This is a genomic window from Hymenobacter fodinae, assembly GCF_004745825.1.
GTDB classification, from domain to species: domain Bacteria; phylum Bacteroidota; class Bacteroidia; order Cytophagales; family Hymenobacteraceae; genus Hymenobacter; species Hymenobacter fodinae.
This window is the reverse complement of the sequence record NZ_SRLA01000006.1, coordinates 61,705-81,197: the sequence shown is the minus strand read 5'-3', so window position 1 is coordinate 81,197 and position 19,493 is coordinate 61,705. Positions and strand designations below refer to the sequence as shown.

21 protein-coding genes are annotated in these 19,493 nt (G+C 57.9%); 9 read left to right on the top strand and 12 right to left on the bottom strand.

Translation table 11 applies throughout. The annotated features are described in order from the left end of the window. Positions 1-729: 729 nt before the first annotated feature. On the top strand, positions 730-1,161 hold the full coding sequence (locus EU556_RS22800; RefSeq protein WP_135436557.1) for a hypothetical protein: 432 nt from the start codon (positions 730-732) through the stop codon (positions 1,159-1,161). A gap of 469 nt (positions 1,162-1,630) precedes the next feature. Here EU556_RS22800 and EU556_RS22795 read toward each other — a convergent pair whose 3' ends face one another. Together EU556_RS22795 and EU556_RS22790 are read right to left on the bottom strand one after the other, a co-directional pair. Then, positions 1,631-2,380, bottom strand: coding sequence for a LytR/AlgR family response regulator transcription factor (locus EU556_RS22795; RefSeq protein ID WP_135436556.1), 750 nt, complete (start codon positions 2,378-2,380; stop codon positions 1,631-1,633). After that, positions 2,377-3,396: a sensor histidine kinase gene (locus EU556_RS22790; RefSeq protein ID WP_135436555.1), complete on the bottom strand. Its 1,020-nt coding sequence runs from the start codon at positions 3,394-3,396 to the stop codon at positions 2,377-2,379. The genes EU556_RS22795 and EU556_RS22790 overlap by 4 nt, the downstream gene beginning before the upstream one ends. A gap of 258 nt (positions 3,397-3,654) precedes the next feature. On the opposite strand from EU556_RS22790, the gene EU556_RS22785 reads away from it, so the two are divergent. The 3 genes from EU556_RS22785 to EU556_RS22775 are packed head-to-tail and all read left to right on the top strand — an operon-like array spanning position 3,655 to position 5,736. Next, positions 3,655-4,623 (top strand): radical SAM protein, encoded by a 969-nt coding sequence (locus EU556_RS22785; protein ID WP_135436554.1) that lies wholly within the window; start codon positions 3,655-3,657, stop codon positions 4,621-4,623. After that, the gene (locus EU556_RS22780; protein WP_135436553.1) at positions 4,620-5,372 is read left to right on the top strand and encodes a dolichyl-phosphate beta-glucosyltransferase; all 753 of its coding nucleotides are present in this window, start codon (positions 4,620-4,622) and stop codon (positions 5,370-5,372) included. The genes EU556_RS22785 and EU556_RS22780 overlap by 4 nt, the downstream gene beginning before the upstream one ends. Before the next feature lie 40 nt (positions 5,373-5,412). Beyond that, positions 5,413-5,736 carry a hypothetical protein gene (locus tag EU556_RS22775; RefSeq protein WP_167855694.1) on the top strand — a complete coding sequence of 108 codons (324 nt, stop codon included), beginning with the start codon at positions 5,413-5,415 and terminating at the stop codon, positions 5,734-5,736. A gap of 218 nt (positions 5,737-5,954) precedes the next feature. Here EU556_RS22775 and EU556_RS22770 read toward each other — a convergent pair whose 3' ends face one another. Continuing rightward, positions 5,955-6,419: a peroxiredoxin gene (locus tag EU556_RS22770; RefSeq protein WP_135436551.1), complete on the bottom strand. Its 465-nt coding sequence runs from the start codon at positions 6,417-6,419 to the stop codon at positions 5,955-5,957. Positions 6,420-6,589: 170 nt separating this feature from the next. On the opposite strand from EU556_RS22770, the gene EU556_RS22765 reads away from it, so the two are divergent. From EU556_RS22765 to EU556_RS22755, 3 genes are all read left to right on the top strand, one after another. Next, positions 6,590-7,294: a glycosyltransferase family 2 protein gene (locus EU556_RS22765; RefSeq protein ID WP_135436550.1), complete on the top strand. Its 705-nt coding sequence runs from the start codon at positions 6,590-6,592 to the stop codon at positions 7,292-7,294. Positions 7,295-7,389: 95 nt separating this feature from the next. After that, positions 7,390-8,865, top strand: a complete 1,476-nt coding sequence (locus tag EU556_RS22760) for a cellulose synthase family protein (protein ID WP_135436549.1) — start codon at positions 7,390-7,392, stop codon at positions 8,863-8,865. Between the two features lie 12 nt (positions 8,866-8,877). After that, entirely contained in the window at positions 8,878-10,296 is a 1,419-nt protein-coding gene (locus EU556_RS22755; RefSeq protein ID WP_135436548.1) for a hypothetical protein, read from the top strand. Here EU556_RS22755 and EU556_RS22750 read toward each other — a convergent pair. From EU556_RS22750 to EU556_RS22715, 8 genes are all read right to left on the bottom strand, one after another. Further along, entirely contained in the window at positions 10,265-11,221 is a 957-nt protein-coding gene (locus tag EU556_RS22750; protein ID WP_135436547.1) for a hypothetical protein, read from the bottom strand. The genes EU556_RS22755 and EU556_RS22750 overlap by 32 nt on opposite strands. 55 nt (positions 11,222-11,276) lie before the next feature. Beyond that, on the bottom strand, positions 11,277-11,873 hold the full coding sequence (locus EU556_RS22745) for a TIGR04282 family arsenosugar biosynthesis glycosyltransferase (protein ID WP_245327846.1): 597 nt from the start codon (positions 11,871-11,873) through the stop codon (positions 11,277-11,279). Positions 11,874-11,999: 126 nt separating this feature from the next. After that, complete coding sequence (locus tag EU556_RS22740; protein ID WP_135436545.1) at positions 12,000-12,548, bottom strand: rhodanese-like domain-containing protein; 549 nt, start codon at positions 12,546-12,548, stop codon at positions 12,000-12,002. Positions 12,549-12,568: 20 nt separating this feature from the next. Then, entirely contained in the window at positions 12,569-13,618 is a 1,050-nt protein-coding gene (arsS, locus tag EU556_RS22735) for an arsenosugar biosynthesis radical SAM (seleno)protein ArsS (RefSeq protein WP_135436544.1), read from the bottom strand. A 74-nt stretch (positions 13,619-13,692) separates the two neighbouring features. Continuing rightward, a complete protein-coding gene (locus EU556_RS22730) occupies positions 13,693-14,031 on the bottom strand; it encodes an arsenosugar biosynthesis-associated peroxidase-like protein (RefSeq protein ID WP_135436543.1) in 339 nt (112 codons plus the stop codon). A gap of 53 nt (positions 14,032-14,084) precedes the next feature. Then, on the bottom strand, positions 14,085-14,636 hold the full coding sequence (locus tag EU556_RS22725) for a heme NO-binding domain-containing protein (protein ID WP_167855693.1): 552 nt from the start codon (positions 14,634-14,636) through the stop codon (positions 14,085-14,087). A 135-nt stretch (positions 14,637-14,771) separates the two neighbouring features. Continuing rightward, positions 14,772-15,653 (bottom strand): anti-sigma factor, encoded by an 882-nt coding sequence (locus tag EU556_RS22720; RefSeq protein ID WP_135436541.1) that lies wholly within the window; start codon positions 15,651-15,653, stop codon positions 14,772-14,774. Between the two features lie 2 nt (positions 15,654-15,655). Then, positions 15,656-16,213 (bottom strand): RNA polymerase sigma factor, encoded by a 558-nt coding sequence (locus EU556_RS22715; protein WP_245327843.1) that lies wholly within the window; start codon positions 16,211-16,213, stop codon positions 15,656-15,658. 293 nt (positions 16,214-16,506) lie between these two features. On the opposite strand from EU556_RS22715, the gene EU556_RS22710 reads away from it, so the two are divergent. Beyond that, positions 16,507-17,907, top strand: coding sequence for an NAD-dependent succinate-semialdehyde dehydrogenase (locus EU556_RS22710; protein WP_135436539.1), 1,401 nt, complete (start codon positions 16,507-16,509; stop codon positions 17,905-17,907). A 168-nt stretch (positions 17,908-18,075) separates the two neighbouring features. Here the strand turns inward: EU556_RS22710 and EU556_RS26380 are convergent, their stop codons facing one another. After that, positions 18,076-18,315: a ribosomal maturation YjgA family protein gene (locus EU556_RS26380; RefSeq protein WP_210116353.1), complete on the bottom strand. Its 240-nt coding sequence runs from the start codon at positions 18,313-18,315 to the stop codon at positions 18,076-18,078. Between the two features lie 186 nt (positions 18,316-18,501). Between EU556_RS26380 and EU556_RS22700 the strand changes: the two genes are divergently transcribed. After that, positions 18,502-19,281 (top strand): oxygenase MpaB family protein, encoded by a 780-nt coding sequence (locus EU556_RS22700; protein WP_135436538.1) that lies wholly within the window; start codon positions 18,502-18,504, stop codon positions 19,279-19,281. Positions 19,282-19,493 lie beyond the last annotated feature (212 nt).

Sequence of the window (19,493 nt, the reverse complement as noted above, 5' to 3'; positions counted from 1 at the left end):
TAATCAAGCCCCTAAGCTCAAGCGGCATAAATAAAGACGAAGAATAACCGAATTTGTTTGATAAATTATTGATTTTCAATTAACAAGCCCAGCATTTAGAAGCTACGACTGAAGATCGTTCCCGTGTGAGCATGCCCGCGAAGTGATACCCATCATATCAACAGATCAATGACTTTTTGCCGCTTTATCTTACCGCTTATGATTCTAGTGCTAACATCGTTATGTACTTCTCAGCTATAGTCGCACGCAGTCTCGCCCCAAGCCGCCTTTCCGGATAAGGTGCTACTGCTATGCCGGTACCTCCGCTGACGCTGCTGGCCATAGAAAAAATGCTGCTGCAGTACGAGTGCACCTCACTCACTTGTCTGGCATAACAAGTAAGTAAGAGCGCAGGATGACACCTAGACGTTCTGATGGCTACCTATTGGGATGCCACGGTGCAGCAGTGGGTAGTGTTCAAGAAGTGCGGGCCAGGTTTTTCTATATCACCATACTTTCCAGGTTAAATAGGCCCCTCCTTCTAGACATGAGAGTTAGGAAGGGCGGTATTGCATGGGTGGTGCCTTGGGTAGAGGCATCAGATTAATTTCAGGTAACGATAAACTTAAATATATAATAAATAATATATTAAAAACTTACTGAACATCAATTATTTGAAATCAATATGCGTACATAGAATAGTCTATCTTTTTCAGTAGATTTCACTCTACCCCCTTTCCTCCTGTCCCTATGTGCTCCCTCCTTCCTGCCTCTTCAATATGCTTCGAAAATCCACTGGCCGTGATTGCGGAAGAAGCGCGCGGACAGTACCTGCGCGTGGTTTGGAAACGGGCACCTTGGCATCTGTCGGCGGCGCAGACGGTTATGGAACAGCTGCTGGTGTGCCTGAGGCGCACTGGGTGGGGTAAGATTTTGGTTAAGCAGCCGCCCATGCCGGCGTTCCCCGTATCATATCACACTTGGTTGCTTTACAACTGGTTGCCGCGGGCCCAAGCAGCTGGGGCGTGGTGCTTCGCCCTGATACCTCCCCGCGACCTATTTGCCCATGTGGGCTACGCCGACTTTCTCTCCCAACTTCGTCAGCGTGGGGTACACTATACCGTGGCCGATTCGCGGGAGCAGGCCATAGCGTGGCTGCAGCAGCAAACGCCAACTGGGTGAAGGGGTTTTCTGCATTCTTTTTTTGCGCAACCTGGCGTGTGCAATAGTGGCCTAGCGCTACGCTATGAGGTATCTGCCTTGCAAAGTGCAGCTATATCTACGCTCATTGCTAGTCACAATTCCACTCTGTATTGCCTGGTCTTGAGCCCGAAGTGCAGAATACCTTTGGGTATTCTGCTCGCTTCCGACCTGTTATGCACACCGACCTGCTAGTTTCATCTCCCCAACCCTCGTTGGCAATCATTGCCCTATTGCTGCTGGACAGCGAGGAACTGCTGGGTTCACTTGCTCCTTGGCCGGAGCGCACCTCAATTCAAGGCAAGTCCCCGCGAACAGTCGCCTTGACGTCAGTAAACGAGCCTGAGCGACTGGCGGCATAGGCCTAGTTTACCGACCTATTGCCTCGGGCGCTGTGTGCTGACTAGTTTCTGTCAAACACGAAACAAGTCGTTCGGGAAGAATCCGCCCATTAATAATCAAGCCACTGCTTGAAGGCTGTTGCACGACCGGCACTTACTACCAAGGCCTCTCCCGCTACAGGGGGAGCTACCTGCAGCACCAAGCGGCCTTTGAAGTACGGCCGGATTTCTTGCACCGCCTCGATACTCAAAATCACCTGGCGATTGATCCGGAAGAAGTTTTGATTGTTTAGCTGGCCTTCTAGCTGATCGAGGGTGTCGGCAATGATGAATCGTTTGCCGGGGTGAGTGACGAGGAACACCACGCCCTCTTCTGCCAGAAAATACGCCACATGCTCCACGGGTACCGCCTGCAAGGCTTGACCGGATTTTACTAGAAAGCGCGTGCGGGGCGTGGTATGCACCAAACGCTGCACATTCTCAACCACTGCCGGCAGCGTAGCCGGGTGCCGGGTCTCATATTTCTGCAGCGCCTTTTCCACCGCCGCCGCTTGCAGGGGCTTGAGCAGATAGTCCACACTGTTCACCTGAAAGGCCTGGATGGCATACGCATCGTAGGCAGTAGTGAAAATAACAGGTGCCTGCACTGCCACTTGCCGGAAGATATCGAAGCTGTTGCCGTCCGACAGATGAACATCGCAGAAAAGCACGTCGGGTGCTGGCTGTTCCTGCAACCACTCCACTGCTTCTTCCACGGAGCCCAACGACGCCAGAATGCGCGTGGCAGGGCGTAGGCGGGTGAGCAAGGCAGCTAGCGCCTGGGCGGCCAGGGGCTCGTCTTCAATGAGTAGGGCGTTCATGCAGCGGGAGCAGTAAGCAGCGGGAGTCGGACCACGAAGGATTCCGCGGTGGGCATGATTTCCACGGGGCGGTCTGTCAGGTGATGGTAGCGACGTTGGATGTTGAGCAGCCCCGTGTGGGTAGACGCTACCGCGTCGGTGCGGGGTTGCCGATTGTTTTCGACCACCAGTAGCCCATCGGTGGCGGATACCTTGATGCGCAGGGGCTTGCGGACGGTAGAACCATTGTGCTTGATGGCATTTTCCAGCAGCATCTGCACGGACGTAGGGGGAACCAGGGCCTGCTCCCAGGCCGGGGCAATATCCCACTCCACGCGCAGCGCCTCGCCAAAGCGAGTTTCCATCAGACTGGCGTAAGCGCGCACCAGCGTCATTTCGCGGCGCAGCGGTATCAACGGCTGCGCCCCGGTATCAAGCAGGACCCGGTACACGTCTGAGAGCTGCCCCAGAAACTGAACGGCGCGGTCGGCGTCGAGGTGAATCAGTGAGCCCAGCACGTTGAGACTATTAAACAAGAAGTGCGGGTCTACCTGGTGTTTCAGGGCTTCCAGCTGCGCCTGAAACGTTTCTTTTTGCAACTGCGCCACCCGCACTACTTCCTGCTGCAGCTTTTGGCGACTATGCTCGCGCTCCACGAAGTAGTAGAAGAATAGGGACAGCACTGCATTCACGGCCAGGGATAGGCGCAGGGCCCGGGGCGAAAGCTGCGCGGTGGGCACGAGGTAGTGCTGCGGAATGGAGAAGAATACCTCCCAGAAAACCAGGCTGACTAACACCACGCACAACCCTTCTAGCAGAGCTTTGATCGTGGCGGGCATTTGGGTCAGACGGTCGGCCCCAAACAGTTGGGCAATATGGGTGTGCGCCCAGAAGGTGGGCAGCAGAAAGGCAAATACCAGCAGTAGTTCCTTATACCCCGCCAACTCGCTCACCCACAACGTGCCCTTCTGGATAAACACCGTGGCATAAAATACTGCTACAGCGGCCAAGGCCGCCAACGCAATTTTTCGGATCATGGGGCGAGGGTAGAGCAGTAAGGTGCCTGAGAATAATAGGTGGCCTAGAAAGTAAGCGAAACAAAGTAAAGGTACCGGCTCGCCGGCTGAAAAGCCGCATGCCGCTTGCCAATTCACTTGGTCTTTATCCCGATTCAGTGCCTCGAAATCCGGCCTTATCAGAAAACGCTTCCGGGTCGGTAAAAGACATGGCAGTTTTATCTCATTCTGGTAGACGCCAGATGCATTTCCTTCATTACTGCTAACTCCCAACTGCCCATGCGCTACCCTACATTTGATCAACCGCTTCGCATTTCCCGACCACGCGTTTTCTGGAAAATGGCCAAGGCCGCCTTGGATCGGGACCGGCCAGTGCTGGTGCAAATTGTGGTCACCCGCCGTTGCAACCTCGCCTGCGGCTACTGCTACGAGTACGACAAGGTGTCTAAGCCCGTCCCGCTGGAAGAGCTGAAAGCGCGGGTCGATACCCTGCGCAAACTGAAAGCGGTGTTCGTGACACTCAATGGCGGCGAGCCTCTGCTGCACCCGGATATTGCCGAGCTGGTGCGCTACATCGCCGAAGCGGGTATGGTCCCGATGATCAACACCAACGGGCACGTGCTTAAGGCCCAACTTATCAAGAAGCTAAACGAGGCAGGCTTGTTTGGCATGCAGCTGAGCTGTGATAGTCTGGAAGACAATGAGGTGACTGAGAAAAGCATGCGTCGGTTGCGGCCTAAGCTAGAGTTGCTGCGCGAGCATGCCCAGTTTATGGTGCGCGTGAACGGAGTGCTGGGTTCTGGCAACCCGGCCGAGATGGAGCAGGTGGCCAACATCGTCGTGGGGCTGGGCTTTGGGTTTCAGTGTTCCTTGATGCGCGACAGCAGTGGGCAGGCCCTACCCCTGAGCGACGAAGCCTTGCAGGCCTACCTGCGCATTCGGGCCCTGAAGGGTCGCCTGCCGCAAGTACTGAATGATAACTTTCAGTTGCCCTTGGCCCGGGGAGAAAGCAAACCCTGGAAATGCCGGGCCGGGGCTCGGCACTTCGAGGTGGACGGGGCAGGCCTGGTGCACTTGTGCCAGCCTAAAACCGGCTCACCGGCCAAACCCCTGGCCGAGTATTCCGTGCAAGATATTCGGAGCCAGTTTGAGTGTGGAAAATCCTGCTCGGCGCGCTGCCCTATTGCCTACGCCCACCTAGGCAGTCGGCTAGACGGCTTCCGGCGGCAGCAACGTGTTGGGGTATGATACTGGACCTGAGTCTAATTATTCCGGCCTACAACGAAGCTGCGCGTATTGGCCCCACGCTGCAGCGCATTCATGCGTATCTGACTTCGCGCCCCGCAAGCTTTGAGATATTGGTAGTGGATGATGGCTCGACGGACGACACGGTGAGCCTAGTGACAGCCTTGGCCGGCGAGTTGCCTGGTCTGCGCGTGCTGTGCTCCCCGGTGAACCGGGGAAAAGGATATGCGGTGCGCCGGGGTATGCAAGCAGCTACGGGCCGGATCCGGGTATTTTCCGACGCCGACGGCTCCACTCCTATCGACGAGTTGCACTTGCTGCTGCAGGAGCTGGCCGCAGGGGCTGATATTGCTATCGGGTCCCGCTACTTGCCAGCCTCCCGGGTCACGCGGCCCCAGCCTTGGCTGCGCCGAGCCTGGAGCCGGCTCGCCAACCAAGTTGTGCAGCGTGTGCTGCTGCCTGGCCTAGCCGACCCACATTGTGGTTTCAAGGCCTTCACGGCCACGGCGGCGCGCACCTTTGCAGTCTGTACTGTAGATGGCTGGTCGTTTGATCTGGAAGTGCTGGCCCAGGCTCGCGCCCGGGGGTTGCGCATCCGGGAAGTACCCGTGCGCTGGAAAAACGATGAGCGCAGCAAAGCCCGCTTCCGCCAGCTCCCTCGGGAGATTCAGCATGTGTACCGCATCCACCAGCAGCTTCGGCAAGGAGAAAGGGAAACGGCAACTGCGCTTCAAACTGATTTTGGGTACTGAATTATGCACCTGTTCGCTCACTAGAGAGCATACGTACCACGTGGAACAAAAAGCACCTCCTACAGACTATATCCGGCCTCTGGCCATCAATGCGCTGCTGATCCTGAACATCTTCGGGGCGATGGCCTTAGCTATTTCACATCAACGAGACGGCTATTTAGGCGGGCTGGGGTACGTGCTCTACGCGGGGCTATCCATTTTAGGGAGCACGGTCTTCAACTTGGCCGCCTTCCTGTGGGCGCTAACGAAGCATAACACCTGGGGCAAAATAATTTACGCAGTTGCAGCGCTTAGTTTCTTTGTGCTGAGTGTGCTAGTTCTACGTGAATTCGACCAAATAGGAAGTCTGAAGCCGGGAGGATAAGCTCCTTATTCGCTTCAAACCCTGGCTACAGGGTTGAAAGTCACTTAACGAACCGTATGAAATAAGTAGTCTTACCTACAACGATACGACCCGATTTTTGCTGGCTTCTTAGCTGAAGGCACCTATGTAGTTGAAAACATTAAAACGCCCAGCTCTGCTTGAGCTGGGCGGCAAACAGTCCCCCGACACCAGGAATGCGGGGAACTGTAGCGAGTGGCCTAGATGGTGGCGCGTAGCTTAGTCAGGACATCCTTGGCTTCCGAAACGTGGTCGGTGGCGCGGTTCATGGAGTTAAAGATGTATTGAATACGCCCATCGGCATCAATCACGAACGTAACGCGACCAGGCAACAGGCCTAGCAACGCGCGCGGCACCTGATACTGCTTGCGCACGCGGCCACCGGTGTCGGCGAGGAGCGGAAAAGGCAGGCGATGCTTTTGGGTGAATTTCTGGTGGGAAGTTTCGCTGTCGGAGCTTACTCCCACTACTTCAGCACCCAGCTCCTGAAAGTCCTCATATTGGTCGCGGAAAGAGCAAGCTTCGGCCGTGCAACCGGGGGTGTCGTCTTTGGGGTAGAAATACAGCACAATGCTACGCTTTCCGCGGTAATCGCTGAGGCGAAAGGTTTCGCCGGTGGTAGTTTTCAGAGAAAAGTCGGGCGCGAGGTCGCCAATCTGGAGCATAGAGTCTGGGGTAAGAACCGAAAGAAACTAGGCTGCAAACGTGCGCTTGCGGGAATTGTTCAAGTGAGCTGGGCTGGGTACAGTCACAACGAGCACAACCGTGCATCTTTGCAGCCGTTGTGTGCCCGTACGCTCACCCTGTTCCTGCCTTCCCGCTGCCCCTCTTCTGCATGACCTCTACCCCGCCCCTCATCGACGTTATCATTCCGGCCTACAATGAGGAGCAATCAATTCCGAAAGTGCTGGCGGAAATTCCGGCGGGCCTCGCCCGGGAGGTTATTGTGGTCGATAACAACTCTACTGACCGCACCGGCGACGTAGCCCGGGCCGCTGGGGCCACGGTGCTGCGGGAGCCGCGCCCCGGCTATGGGCACGCCTGCCTGGCCGGCATGGCCCGCTGCTTTGGGCGCCCCGCTGCTGAGCAACCCGACATCATTGTGTTTCTGGACGGCGACTACTCCGACTACCCCGCCGACATGACGGCCCTGGTAGCGCCTATTTTGCGCGGCGAGGCCGATATGGTCATTGGCTCACGGGCCCTGGGCGAGCGGGAATCAGGCTCCATGCTCCCCCAGCAAATTTTTGGAAACTGGCTGGCCACCACCCTGCTGCGGTGGTTTTACGGTGCCCAATTTACCGACCTAGGCCCCTTCCGGGCCATCCGGCGCGAGGCCCTGGAACGCATAGGCATGCAGGACACCACCTACGGCTGGACGGTGGAGATGCAGCTAAAGGCGGCGCGGTTAAAGCTGCGCAACGTGGAAGTGCCCGTGCGCTACCGCCGCCGCATTGGCGTCTCCAAAGTATCCGGGACAGTGAAAGGCACGCTGGGCGCCGGTTACAAAATTCTCTGGACGATTTTCCGGTACTTATAAGCGAAGCCACCCGGGCGGCTCACAGGCCTACGAAAGCTGGTGCCGCTTTCCGTTCTTTGCAACGCGCCCTTACCCTCACTGCTCATTACCCCTGAATGCTTGGTCTAGAACTTCTGCTGGTAGCACTCTACGGCCTCTGCCTGGTATTTATTCTAAGCTTCAGCCTGACGCAGTTTCAACTTACCCGTCTAGCTCGCCGCGCTTACCGGCAGCCTGCTACTCCAGCGCCGCCTATTCCCGCGGAGTGGCCTAGGGTCACCGTTCAGCTCCCCATCTACAACGAACTATATGTAGTTGAGCGCGTGATTGATGCCTGTGCCAGATTACAGTACCCGCTTAACTGCCTTCACCTGCAAGTGCTCGACGATTCTACTGATGAAACCGTGGCTTTAGCAGCCGCGCGAGTAGCCTATTACCGTGCCCAGGGCCTGCGCATCGACCACGTGCGGCGGCCTACCCGGGAGGGGTTCAAGGCGGGTGCCCTGCGCTACGGCCTGGAGCAAACCGACGGGGAGTTCATTGCCATTTTCGACGCCGACTTCATTCCGGAGCCCGACTTTTTGCTGCGCACGATTCCGCATTTTCAGGCGGAGCGCACTGGGGTGGTGCAAACCCGCTGGGGTCACCTCAACGAGGAATATTCTCTGCTGACTGAGCTGCAAGCCTTTGGTTTGAATGCCCACTTCTACGTGGAGCAGGTGGGCCGCACGGCCGGGGGTTACTTCATAAACTTCAACGGCACCGGCGGAGTATGGCGGCGCACTTGTATTGAGGATGCCGGGGGCTGGCAGGCCGATACGCTCACCGAAGACTTAGACCTGAGCTACCGGGCCCAAATGCGCGGCTGGCGCTTTACATACTTGCCGCGGGTAGTAGCCCCCGCCGAGCTGCCCGCCGCCATGGATGCCTTGAAGTCGCAGCAGTTCCGCTGGACCAAGGGCGCCGCCGAAACCGCCCGCAAACACTTAGGCCGGGTGTTACGCTCCTCGGAGCCAATCGGGGTGAAAATCCACGCTACGTTTCATCTGCTCAACAGCTCTGTTTTTGGGGCCATTCTGCTGATGGCGGTGCTGAGCGTGCCGCTCGTGTATGTGCGCGCCGACCTACCCGCCCTGCGTCCGGCCTTCCAGATGGCCTCGGTGTTTCTGCTGGCGTTTGTGCCCCTCACCACTTACTACTATACCTCTTGGCAGCTAGCCGCCCACGACCGCAAGCCCACGGGCCTCGGCTTCGTGTTGCGCTTTCTGCTGTTTCTGTCGGTAATGATGGGCCTTTCGTTGCACAACGCCCGGGCGGTGGCGCTAGGCCTGCTGGGGCAGCAGTCGGCCTTCATCCGAACGCCTAAATTGGGCTTGGTGCGGCGGCAGGGCACTTGGCAGGGGCGCCGCTACCGCACGGGTGGCCTAGACGGCCTCACCGCGCTGGAAGGTTTGCTGACCCTGTACTTTCTCTCGGGCTTGGTTGCGGGTATCTACTTCCATGACTTTGGCCTGTTCCCCTTCCACCTGATGCTTACGGTGGGTTACGGGCTGGTCTTTTACTACTCTCTGCGCCATAATTCGCGGCGGTAAGCCGGCCCCGCTATGCCCCGACTTACTGGCCTGCGCCCCATTCATTGGTTGCTGTTGCTGCTGAGTGCAGGGGCTTACGCAGCAGTGGCCTACACCGTACCGCGCCAGAACTTTTGGTTGCTGCTTTCTTGGATGATGGTGGCGTTTGGGGCGTATGCGGGCCTCTGGTACACGCGGCTCCCCTTAAAAGCAGGCTTGGTGGCGGCCTTGCTCCTGCGCCTTATCTGGCTCCCGGCCCTGCCTCCGCTTTCCGATGATTACCACCGCTTCCGCTGGGACGGGCTGCTAGTAGTGGCGGGCATCAATCCGTATCAGTTTCGGCCCGATGAGTTTACGCTTCCGGGCCGCCCAGCCCAAACCCCGGCCAAGACTGGCCTAGCTGACACGGTGAGCCCAGCACGGCACCCGCCACAGCACTTATTATCTGGGACCGTTCTGCAACAGCTGGCAGCAGAATATCCGCTACTTAACTCGCCCCATTATTACTCCGTGTATCCACCGGTGTGCCAAGCAATATTTGCTGGGGCCGTGAGGGTTTTCCCGACGAGTGCCATGGGGTTTGCTTTTCTGCTGCGCCTGGTGCTGCTGGCCGCCGAGTTGGTTACAGTGGGGCTACTGTGGCGCTTATTGGTCGCTTTTGGGCTAGATAAGCACCGGGCGTTACTGTATATACTAAACCCACTGGTGATAGTGGAGCTGACGGGCAACCTGCACTTCGAGGCCCTCGTGATTTGCTTGTTGTTGCTCACACTCTGGCTACTCTGGCGGAAGCGGGTAGCGCTGGCCGGTGGGGTGCTTGGCCTAGCCGTAGCCACTAAGTTTCTGCCGGTGCTGGTGGTGCCGCTCCTGCTGCGCCGGTTATGTTGGCGGCGGTGGCTGCTGTTCTCAGCTACCACGGGCGCAACACTGCTGCTGGTATTCGGCCCCTTTCTCTCCTGGGAGTTACTACTCAACATCGGCAAAAGTCTGAACCTGTACTTCCGCAGCTTCGAGTTTAACGCCAGTGTTTACTACCTGCTGCGCCCCCTAGGCCAATGGGTTACGGGCTACAACGAAATTGCCCGCATCGGTCCTGCTCTGGCGCTTACCACAGCAGTGGGTGGGCTGCTGCTGGCGGCCCGCGAGGCTCACCCCACCTGGCCTACACTGCCACGCACCTTACTACTGTTGCTCACGCTGTACTATCTGCTGGCTACTACCGTGCACCCGTGGTATATCACGCCTCTAGTAGCTCTAAGCGTGTTCAGTTCCTACCGTTACGCCTTGGTTTGGTCTGGTATGGCGGTTCTTTCCTACGCCGCCTATCAAACCCTGGCCTACACCGAAAACCTATGGCTGGTGGCGCTAGAATACGTGGTGGTGCTGAGCGTGTTCGGGTGGGACCTTAGACGGCCAGTGCCTACGTCAGCGGCCGACCAACGGCAGCGGTAGTGTCGGGGCGGGGGCTGCGCTGAGGCCAGTAGGCGAAGCGACGCACCTGCTTGAGCAGCAGCGTGCGGCCGTCCCAAGTGGTTTGCCGCAGCAGCAGGTTAGGGTAGCGCTTGGCAAACCAGTACACATTCTGCTTCTGCTCCTGCAAGGATACGGTTACCCGCCAAGCCGGCTCAGTAGTATCGTTGGGCAACGCCTCTTCCGTTATCACTAAGGCCTTATACAGTTGCGGCACCTTCGCCTGACTGGTCTGCTGAAGCTCATATACCGGTACTGTGAAGGATGGCTTGCGCTCAAAGCGCATGGTGCGCAGTACGTAAGGTAGGGCATCCTCAAACAAAGCCTCGCGCCGGAGTTGGCGCCGGCCGGCCCCCTGCCCATCCCAGTACGAGTTATAGCTTTGGTTGTAGTGCAGGCCTTCATCGGTGATGGCCTTGAACGTGTTGCCGCACCACTCCTGCGAAGAAGTGGTCATTTTGTGCAGCATGGTGGGCTGGTCGCGCCGGAAAAACAGGGAGGTGAGGTAGTGGTAAGGGTAGTTCTCCGTCGGGATGGCGCAAAACTCGTTGACCTTCATCACCGGAAACACGTCCTTGCGCTGGTAGTCGTCGGTCTTGACGTTGTATTGCGCGTTGAACTCTTCCTTCACTGTAATAATGGTGTACTCAAATTTGCGGGGCTCTCCATACACCATCCGTTCAGCGTCGTACGTTGCCACTTCCGCTAGCCCATCTTCCCAGAGAGTATCCATGGCCCACTGGTGATTGAACACACTGCCGCGGCGGGTAAGCACGTGGTCGGTGGTGGGAGCGGCTGCTTTTGGAGAGGTTGTTTTTTTCTTCTCACCGCCCGATGAGCACGCCGCCGCTAGGCCACTTAGGGCCACCACTAGCAACCGAACGGAAACTCTATTTACGCGATACATGAGCTGATACAACATGGCAGACGGGCTTCCATACGCGGAATAGGCCCGAAAGTGTTCAGCTGCCTCTTTTTTCGGCGGTTTCCCAAGCCCGAAGGTCATCGGCAGTATCTACGTCGCGTAGCTCCGGCAATAGGTGCACCTGCAGACCCAACCGCCGCGCATCGGCCAGCGTATCAGCCCGCACCGAATCAGTGCTCCACCGTTTGTTTGCGAATAACTCGGGCCACACTTTCTTCATGCCTAGCAAGTAATAGCCGCCATCGGTGGCGGGCCCCAGCACCACCTCGTGGGTGCGCAAGGCCTCGTAGGCATCCCGCAGATGCTCGTGCGTGAGCCCAGGGCAGTCGGTACCGATGATGACTGCCGCAGTTGCGCCCTCAGCAAATGCGTGCGAAAACGCCGACTGCATCCGGTGGCCTAGGTCGCCAGGGGGCTGGGGGCGGCGCTGGTAGCCTACCCACGGATCGGACTGATCAGCAGTGGGGCCTGCCTCGGCCAACCATAGCCACTTGCGGGCAGGCAGGTCCGTTGTTACGGCTTGGGTGTGGGCTAGCAGCCGCCGGTACACCTGCAAAGCTCGCTCTGGTCCTACGCCTGCTGCCAGTCTAGTTTTTACTTTCCCTAACTCAGGGTACCGGGCAAAAACTATCAAATCATGCTGCTGATGGGCAGGTGCGGACGGGTTCGAGCTACTTTGGTTAGCTGACAAAATGAAAGAAGATAGGAAGGTGGCCTAGCCCGACAAGTGCCACTAGGCCAGGAAATCAGATGTCAAAACTTATTGATAGGCTGGTTCGCCGCGCTTTAGCCAGGGTCGCCACAGTGCCGAATACGGGTGTACTTTGGCCGTGGGGCCTGCTTGGTTATACACCGCGTGGCCTTCATTTACCCACTGGAAAATACCGCCGTAGAGGTTGTGCACCTGCTGGAAGCCCAAGCTCCGGAGGCGGGCTCCTACCTGTTCGCTACGGGCCCCCACCGTGCAATACACCACTACGGGCAGGTTGCGCGGCACGTCCTGAAACGTAGCTGTCTTGAAACCATCAAAGTCGACGAAGCGGGCTCCGGGCAGGTGGCTTACCTGGTATTCCTCGGGGCTGCGCGTATCTAGCAATACCACTCCACTGGGGTGTTGACGCAGGGTTTCGGCCAGCTTAGCCGGCTGAATGGTGGGTACCGTCTGCTTATACAGCAGGCTCAGCATACGGTCGTAGGCCGTCATGGGGGGGCTGTTGGGAGCTTTGGGCGACTGGCTACAGGCGGTGGTGCAGGCCACCAGCCACAGCAATAGCCAGCCCAACACTCCCCGGCAACTAGTTCTTCTCACTTGTAGCACGCGCGAGTGGCCTAGGTGGTGGCGCCGCCGCAGCTGGAGCCAGCCCCCGCCGTGCAGCCGTAACAGTGCTGGTTAATAACAATGCTCCGGCTGCTGAGCGCAGCCTCATTAAAGTCACGGATGTGCTGCGGGGCGGTGGCAGCTACCGGTAAGTCGAGCTGCTGATTGAAGTCGCAATCATATAGCTGCCCGTCCCACCCAATGCTGAGGGTACTCCGGCACATCACGTTGGCGGCCGCCACGGGGTTGTACGCCGCAATAAGCTTTTCCATGTAGCCCTCGTAATTGCCGCTTTCCAGCAAGTACTCCATAAACCGACTGATGGGCAGATTGGTAATGGTAAGCAGGTTACTGAAGACGATGCCGTGCTCCCGCCCTAGGCGCTGCTTAAACTCCCGCTCCAGGCTGGCCTGGCTGCCCGGCATAAACGCCCCAGAGGGGTTATACACCAGATCCAGCGACAAGCCCGAACCCTCCACGCCGTAGCCCACGGCGTTCAGCATTTTCAGGGCCCGAATGGAGCGCTCAAATACTCCCTCACCCCGCTGAGCATCGGTGCGGCCCGCCGAGAAGTGGGGCAGCGACGATACCACCCGTACCCGGTGCCGGGCAAAAAACTCGGGCAGGTCGTGGTACTTTTTGTTGGCCACAATGATGGTGAGGTTGCAGCGCACAATGGTCTCCCGACCCAAAGCCGAAATCTGCTCCACTAGCCACCGGAAGTCGGGGTTCATCTCGGGGGCGCCCCCGGTCAGGTCTACCAGCGGAATGTCCGTTTGAGCCAGCGCATCTAGGCAGAGCTGCATGGTTTCACGGGTCATGATTTCAGTGCGGTCCGGGCCGGCATCCACGTGGCAGTGGCGGCAGGTTTGGTTGCACATCTTACCCACATTGATCTGCATCACCGCTAGGCCAGTAGGCCGCAAGGGCAGCAGCCCGCTTTCGCGCAGCTTGTGCGCGAAAGCAGGGAAATGTGCCCCCGCCGCTTCGGCCGGAGACAGAACTGCCAACTGGTAGCCAGAATCGGCCAAGGGCGCCTGTCGGGCGTGGAGTGATTTCATAAATCGTAGCTGGGCACTAAGAGAGTTGGAGAAGAAAAGCAGTCAGTTAATGGCTTATAAGCCAACCGGCTGCTTTACATCGATAGTTCCTTGGCTTTGTTCATCATCTGTACGCCGTGTACAAGGGCAGCTCCCCCCTTAATGGCAGCAGCCACGTGCACGGCTTCCATCATTTGGGCCTCGTCGGCGCCCTTTTGTAGCGAGTCGGAGGTATAGGCATCAATGCAGTAAGGGCACTGCACAGCGTGAGCTACGGCCAAGGCAATCAGGGACTTTTCGCGCTCAGAAAGGGCGCCATCTTTAAATACCTCGGCGTAGTAGGCAAAAAACTTATTGCCCATTTCAGGCTGCCACTCCGTGATGTTACTAAATTTAGCTAGGTCGGCGGGATTGTAGTAAGTGCTTTTTTCCATGATTTGAAAGAGTTGCCGACGGCAACTAAGTGAATGAAAGTTGAAACAGAGGCCTAGTGCGCAACTGGTATCTGCCGCACCCGAATGCGGACCCGTTCACCGTTCTCATCGGTGGTTGGCTCCACCAGAATCTGGTCGGCTTCGTCAAAATACGCCGCTAGGCCCCGCACAATACCTACAGCCAGGGCCCCCATGCGTCGCTTCGACATGTAATCAATATACAGCTCCGTGGGCGAAACGCGGGTCACCTCTAGCACGGGTGGCGCATTCTCGATGTGCTCACTGCGCACCTGCCGGTGCATGGTATGCTCCGTGTGCTCCAGCATATCGAGGGTCTTCCATTCGGGCTGCACCAGCCGCTGATACATGTACATAAGGTCAGGCACCAAGTACTCCCCAAATTTCTCGTGGAGTTCATCGGCAGAAAGCCCCGTCATTTCGGCGGCGTGGCCTACCAGCGCATACATGTGCTCGTCGGGGTACACATTCTTATGGTCGAAGTCGGTAGCCGAAAGGTTGGAAGCTTCCAGCAGCCGCACCCAGGTGCTATGGTCGTACTGCGTTTGTATGTAGCGTTTTAACAGCGTAAAGATGGTTCCGTGCACAGGAGCAATAGGTAGTGAGGGTTGAGTAAGCTCCACCGTTTACGTAGGATCTTCTCTTTTTGGCAGCCAACTCCCTAAAAAAGAAGAGCGAGCCACCAGTGTGGGCAGCTCGCTCTTCAGTAACTCCCGCGTGGCCTAGATGTTACCGAGCACGGTCATAGTAGTCAGGGTTGGACTAGCACTACCTCCCGCGGGCTCCACCGTCATGGCAAAAGCCTGAGCGCTGGCAATGTCTTTCATCTGCTGAATACTATCGCCGGCAGCAGTGGACGTGGCCAGCACCCCAGCATCTACCGGCTTGCCGTTATCGAGGGCCCACAGCTGATACTGTTTGCCTTCGGGCAGGGCGGGCAGGTTGCGCACATCCACATACACTGCCTTGGTTTTGGCGTTGTAGTATACGCGGGCCAGGGCGTCGGGTGCTTTTGGCGTACCTTTCAGCTCCACCGGGCGGAAGGCCTCGTCGCGCAAGATTCGCAATTGCTGGTCGCGCTCATTGAGGGCGGCCTGCTGCGTGGTAGCAAAACGCGACTGCTCATTCTGAGCTACTTCCAAGTTGGCTTCAGTTTCCTTCAGCCGGTTGTAGAGCAGGAAGTTGCCCAGCGCGCTGAGCATGAGCAGGGCAACCGAGGCAGCAATCAACCACCGCGTGCGGCCACTATTGCTTTCTTCTCTCGGCAGCTGCCGCACCACGCCCGCATTAGGTGCCTGAGCCGGAGCAACAGCAACCGGATCGGGCGTTGAGGCATGCATTACCGGGGCCGTTAAGGGCTGCACCGGATTTTGCTGGATTACTTGCTGCCAGCCGCTTAGCACCCGCTCCCGCATGCCGGCGGGGGGCGTGATGGCGTGCGCCTCGGCATAGAAATCCAGACCGCGCGTAATTTCCTCCAGCTCCTGGCGAATTTCCGGGTGCTGGGCCGCCATGCGCTCCACTTCGGAGCGCTCGGCCTCGTTCAACACGCCCAGGGCGTATTCCTCGAGAATTCCAGATTCGATGTATTCCTGAACGTTCACGATTATCGAATCAATTTGGAAAGGACCTTGATAGCCGCTCTGGCACGAGTTTTCACCGTACCCAGCGGTAAACTGAGTTCTTCTGCCACTTCGCTTTGCGTAAATCCGCCGAAATAAAGCAGGTCAACAATTTGCCGCTGTTCCGGATTCAGCTGGCGCGTCATTTCCTGCAAACCAATGTGCTCAGGCCGGAACGTGGGTTCGGCGGCCTCGCGCAGCGCTGCACTTTCCTCGATGGGCTGCGTACGACTACCTACGCGGTACTGCCGAGAGCGGATTTTGTCGATGGCTAAATTTCGGCACACGTTCATCACCCAAGTGAATAAACGGCCTTTTTCGGCATCGTAAGAGGGAAAGGAGTGCCATATTTTGACCATGGCTTCCTGTAAAACATCCTCGGCAATTTCTTCTTTCTTGACGATGCGAAAAATCACACCGTAGAGAGCAGCCGAGTACTTGTCGTAGAAGATGGTCATGGCCGCCTCGTCCCGGTCGCGCAGGCGTTGCACGAGCAGTTCTTCGGTTGCGAGAGCGGCAGACTCTGGAGTAGTAGCAGACACAGGCAGCAACTAAGGGAACGGGAACGGCGTAGGAAAACCACCCCCTGAATGGGACGAAAGTACATGATTCGCCAGTATTCCAAGCGACACCGTACAAAAATGCGGCAGCGCCGGAACGGCTCAGGTGCTACGCACACAGTGCAACCGGAGTTGCAGGCCGGGCACCTGAGCTAACCACCGCCCTTCCGCAGTTGTTTAGCCCCTGACTGGGCCTCAGCGCCTCCGTCCCGCCTTCCTTAGGGTACAGCTTCCATCTATATGTCGCTTCGTCGGCCCCAACTTGTTTTTCCTGCATGGCAATTGAGTCGTTTAACCCTTTCACTGGCCGCGTCGAGCGGCGCTTTCGGGCCTTCAGCTGGTCTCAGACGGAGCGCATTGTAGGCCAGGCCCACCGGGCCGCCGCCGAGTGGCGCACCACCACCTTCGCCCACAGGGCCCGCCTGATGCACCGCGCCGCCGAGCTGCTGCGCGAACGGCAGGATGAGTTGGCCCGCATGATGGCCGTGGAAATGGGCAAACCCATCGTAGATGGTCGGGCCGAGGTGCAGAAATGTGCCCTCACCTGTGACTACTACGCCGACCATGCCGAGGCCTTCCTGGCCGACGAGGAAATCAAGACGGAAGCCCAGCATAGCTTTATCTCTCACGAGCCCATTGGTATTGTGCTGGCCATTATGCCCTGGAACTTCCCGTTCTGGCAAGTAGTGCGCTTTGCCGCCCCGGCCCTGATGGCCGGCAACGTAGGCCTGCTCAAGCACGCCTCCAACGTGCCGCAGTGCGCTGTGGCGCTGGAGAAAATTTTCCACGATGCCGGCTTCCCTCCTGCCACGTTCCGCACCCTGCTGATTGGTACGGATCTGGTGACCAAGCTCATTGAGGACGACCGGGTGCGGGCCGTGACGCTCACGGGCTCAGAGCCGGCAGGAGCTCAGGTGGCTGCCACAGCGGGCCGCGAAATCAAGAAGACAGTGTTAGAGCTGGGCGGCTCCGATGCCTTTATTGTGCTGGCTGATGCCGACCTGGAGTTGGCCGCCAAAACCGCCGCACAGGCCCGCATGATCAACTCGGGGCAGAGCTGTATTGCCGCCAAGCGTTTTATTGTGGAGAAGCCGGTGCTAAAGGAGTTCATCTCGAAGATGAAAACCCACCTGCTGGCCTTCCGCCCCGGCGACCCGCTCGACGAAGCCACCCAATACGGCCCCCTCGCCCGCCCCGACCTTGCCGATGAGCTTACCCAGCAGGTGGAAGACTCGGTGAAGCAGGGAGCCAAAGTGGAGCTGTTCGGGGGCCAGAGCAAGCCCGGCACCGCCCTGTTCCGGCCCATGATGCTGAGCCACGTAAAGCCCGGGCAGCGAGCCTACGAGGAAGAGTTCTTCGGGCCGGTAGCCATTATTCTGGAAGCCAAGAACGCCGACGATGCTATCCGACTAGCCAACGACTCGCGGTTTGGCCTCGGCGCCTCCATCTGGACCAAAAACGGCAAGCGCGGCGAGGAGCTGGCGCGGCGCGTGGAGGCGGGAGCGGTGTTCGTGAACAGCTTGGTGAAATCGTCGCCGGAAATGCCGTTTGGGGGTGTGAAGAAGTCGGGCTACGGGCGCGAGCTTTCCCACCTGGGCATCCGGGAGTTCGTCAACCAGAAATCGGTGTGGGTAGCCAAGGAGACCAAGCCCGAAGCCAAGAAGAAAGTAGAGTAACTGGTACTTATTCAGCTGCTTTAGCGCCCCGCTTTTTATTTAGAAGGCGGGGCGTTTGGCTATTTGCTTGGCCTAGCAAGTTACGGCCCAGCGTTTCCAGCGCCACCCCAGCCAGCACGCCCACCGTGTAGCAGACCAAGTCGCTCCATAAAAAGCCGTGGCCTAGCACTAGCTACCAAGTGTGGTACGGCGCACCGCATCCAGCCAAGTCGGGTGGTAGAGCTGGCTAAGTTCAATCAGGAAGGAGAAGCTCAAGGCCACTATCGCCCGCCACTGAGCGGTGCGGCTAGGCCACCCGAAGCCCAGTAACCAGTACACCAGCAAGGCCCAAAGCGTGTCGCCGGCGTAGGCGGCCACCCAACTCGGCAGCCAGGCTCCGTAGAGGCGGGAGGATAGGCCTAGAAGCATTGTGCTGATGCTCAGTAGTAAATACCTCAGGCGAAGGTTCTTCACTCAGCTTGTAATGATTAGTAGCACTAGATGATTGTTAGCAAAATTATCACTTACTTTGTAATTCAAAGTTCTTTTATAGCTCAACTTCCAGCCAAAGTACTTCGAAGGATCTAGGCCACTCACTTTCAGGTTATCACTCCTATGGAATATTTCGTTGCCCCGGGCTCAGTGGTGCGCTCTATCTGGAGCAAGGCCGACGTGGTGCTGTTCATCTTTGCGGGCTCGGCGGCCGAGTTTGCCCTGAACAAGGCCGTGGACTGGCTGTACTTTACCGGCCGCCTGCCCGCCGACCCGCTGGCCCGGCTGTTTTCAACCGTAGAGTACGCCCGGCAAATTGTGTTTGCGGAGCGGGCGGGGGCCGAGCGGGCCATTGACACCATTGCTGCCATTCACGGCGCGGTGGAAGCCAAACGGGGCATGAACATTCCGGATTGGGCCTACCGCGACGTGCTTTATATGCTGGTGTCTTACTCTATTCAAGCATTTGAAGTGCTGGAGCGCCCTCTGACCGAAACCGAGAAGGCCGAGGTGTTTGACGTGTTTGGCCGCGTAGGCCAGCGCATGGGCATTAGTGGCTTGCCAGACAACTTCACGGAGTGGCAGGTGGCCCGCGAGCAGCACCTCAATGAGCACCTGATCCACAGCCACTTCACTGCCGATTTATATAAGCAGTACCGGCATCACCTGGGGCCAGTGCGCTACCGGTTGCTGCTGGAGGCGCAACGGTTAGTAGCGCCAACTCAAGTGCGGCAGTTGCTACAGCTGGGTCGGCGCTCTTGGCTGCGACCAGTATTGCCCGTGTACCGGCGCGTGCAACACCTGGCGTTTAGCCGCTGGCTCAGAGCATCACTTCTGCCGTCGGCCTACAAGGCCCAGATCCTGGCCCTCGATGGTGACCCAGGTATGCGCTTGGCAGCCTAAACTTTAGCCTAGCTTGGGTACCTGAAAGCGCCCCGGCCCCGTTTCGCAAAAAATATTGCTGAAACGGGACCGGGGCGCTTTGTTTTTTAAGCGCATGCTCCCGATTGGTGAGTCTCGGAGCGTGTACAAGCACGTGTGCTCAGACCGATTTTCGGCGTGTGCTTTAAGTGTATTATATCCGGACTATATGCTTATCTAATAGCCTGTAGCTC

What these genes read in the sequence shown, in the direction of transcription:
- EU556_RS22790 (WP_135436555.1), bottom strand. Translation starts at nt 3,396, where the DNA reads ATGATCCGAAAAATTGCGTTGGCGGCCTTGGCCGCTGTAGCAGTATTT.
- EU556_RS22750 (WP_135436547.1), bottom strand. Translation starts at nt 11,221, where the DNA reads ATGTATCGCGTAAATAGAGTTTCCGTTCGGTTGCTAGTGGTGGCCCTA.
- EU556_RS22795 (WP_135436556.1), bottom strand. Translation starts at nt 2,380, where the DNA reads ATGAACGCCCTACTCATTGAAGACGAGCCCCTGGCCGCCCAGGCGCTA.
- EU556_RS22760 (WP_135436549.1), top strand. Translation starts at nt 7,390, where the DNA reads ATGCTTGGTCTAGAACTTCTGCTGGTAGCACTCTACGGCCTCTGCCTG.
- EU556_RS22730 (WP_135436543.1), bottom strand. Translation starts at nt 14,031, where the DNA reads ATGGAAAAAAGCACTTACTACAATCCCGCCGACCTAGCTAAATTTAGT.
- EU556_RS22800 (WP_135436557.1), top strand. Translation starts at nt 730, where the DNA reads ATGTGCTCCCTCCTTCCTGCCTCTTCAATATGCTTCGAAAATCCACTG.
- EU556_RS22765 (WP_135436550.1), top strand. Translation starts at nt 6,590, where the DNA reads ATGACCTCTACCCCGCCCCTCATCGACGTTATCATTCCGGCCTACAAT.
- EU556_RS22785 (WP_135436554.1), top strand. Translation starts at nt 3,655, where the DNA reads ATGCGCTACCCTACATTTGATCAACCGCTTCGCATTTCCCGACCACGC.
- EU556_RS22700 (WP_135436538.1), top strand. Translation starts at nt 18,502, where the DNA reads ATGGAATATTTCGTTGCCCCGGGCTCAGTGGTGCGCTCTATCTGGAGC.
- EU556_RS22755 (WP_135436548.1), top strand. Translation starts at nt 8,878, where the DNA reads ATGCCCCGACTTACTGGCCTGCGCCCCATTCATTGGTTGCTGTTGCTG.
- EU556_RS22780 (WP_135436553.1), top strand. Translation starts at nt 4,620, where the DNA reads ATGATACTGGACCTGAGTCTAATTATTCCGGCCTACAACGAAGCTGCG.
- EU556_RS22770 (WP_135436551.1), bottom strand. Translation starts at nt 6,419, where the DNA reads ATGCTCCAGATTGGCGACCTCGCGCCCGACTTTTCTCTGAAAACTACC.
- EU556_RS26380 (WP_210116353.1), bottom strand. Translation starts at nt 18,315, where the DNA reads ATGCTTCTAGGCCTATCCTCCCGCCTCTACGGAGCCTGGCTGCCGAGT.
- arsS (WP_135436544.1), bottom strand. Translation starts at nt 13,618, where the DNA reads ATGAAATCACTCCACGCCCGACAGGCGCCCTTGGCCGATTCTGGCTAC.
- EU556_RS22710 (WP_135436539.1), top strand. Translation starts at nt 16,507, where the DNA reads ATGGCAATTGAGTCGTTTAACCCTTTCACTGGCCGCGTCGAGCGGCGC.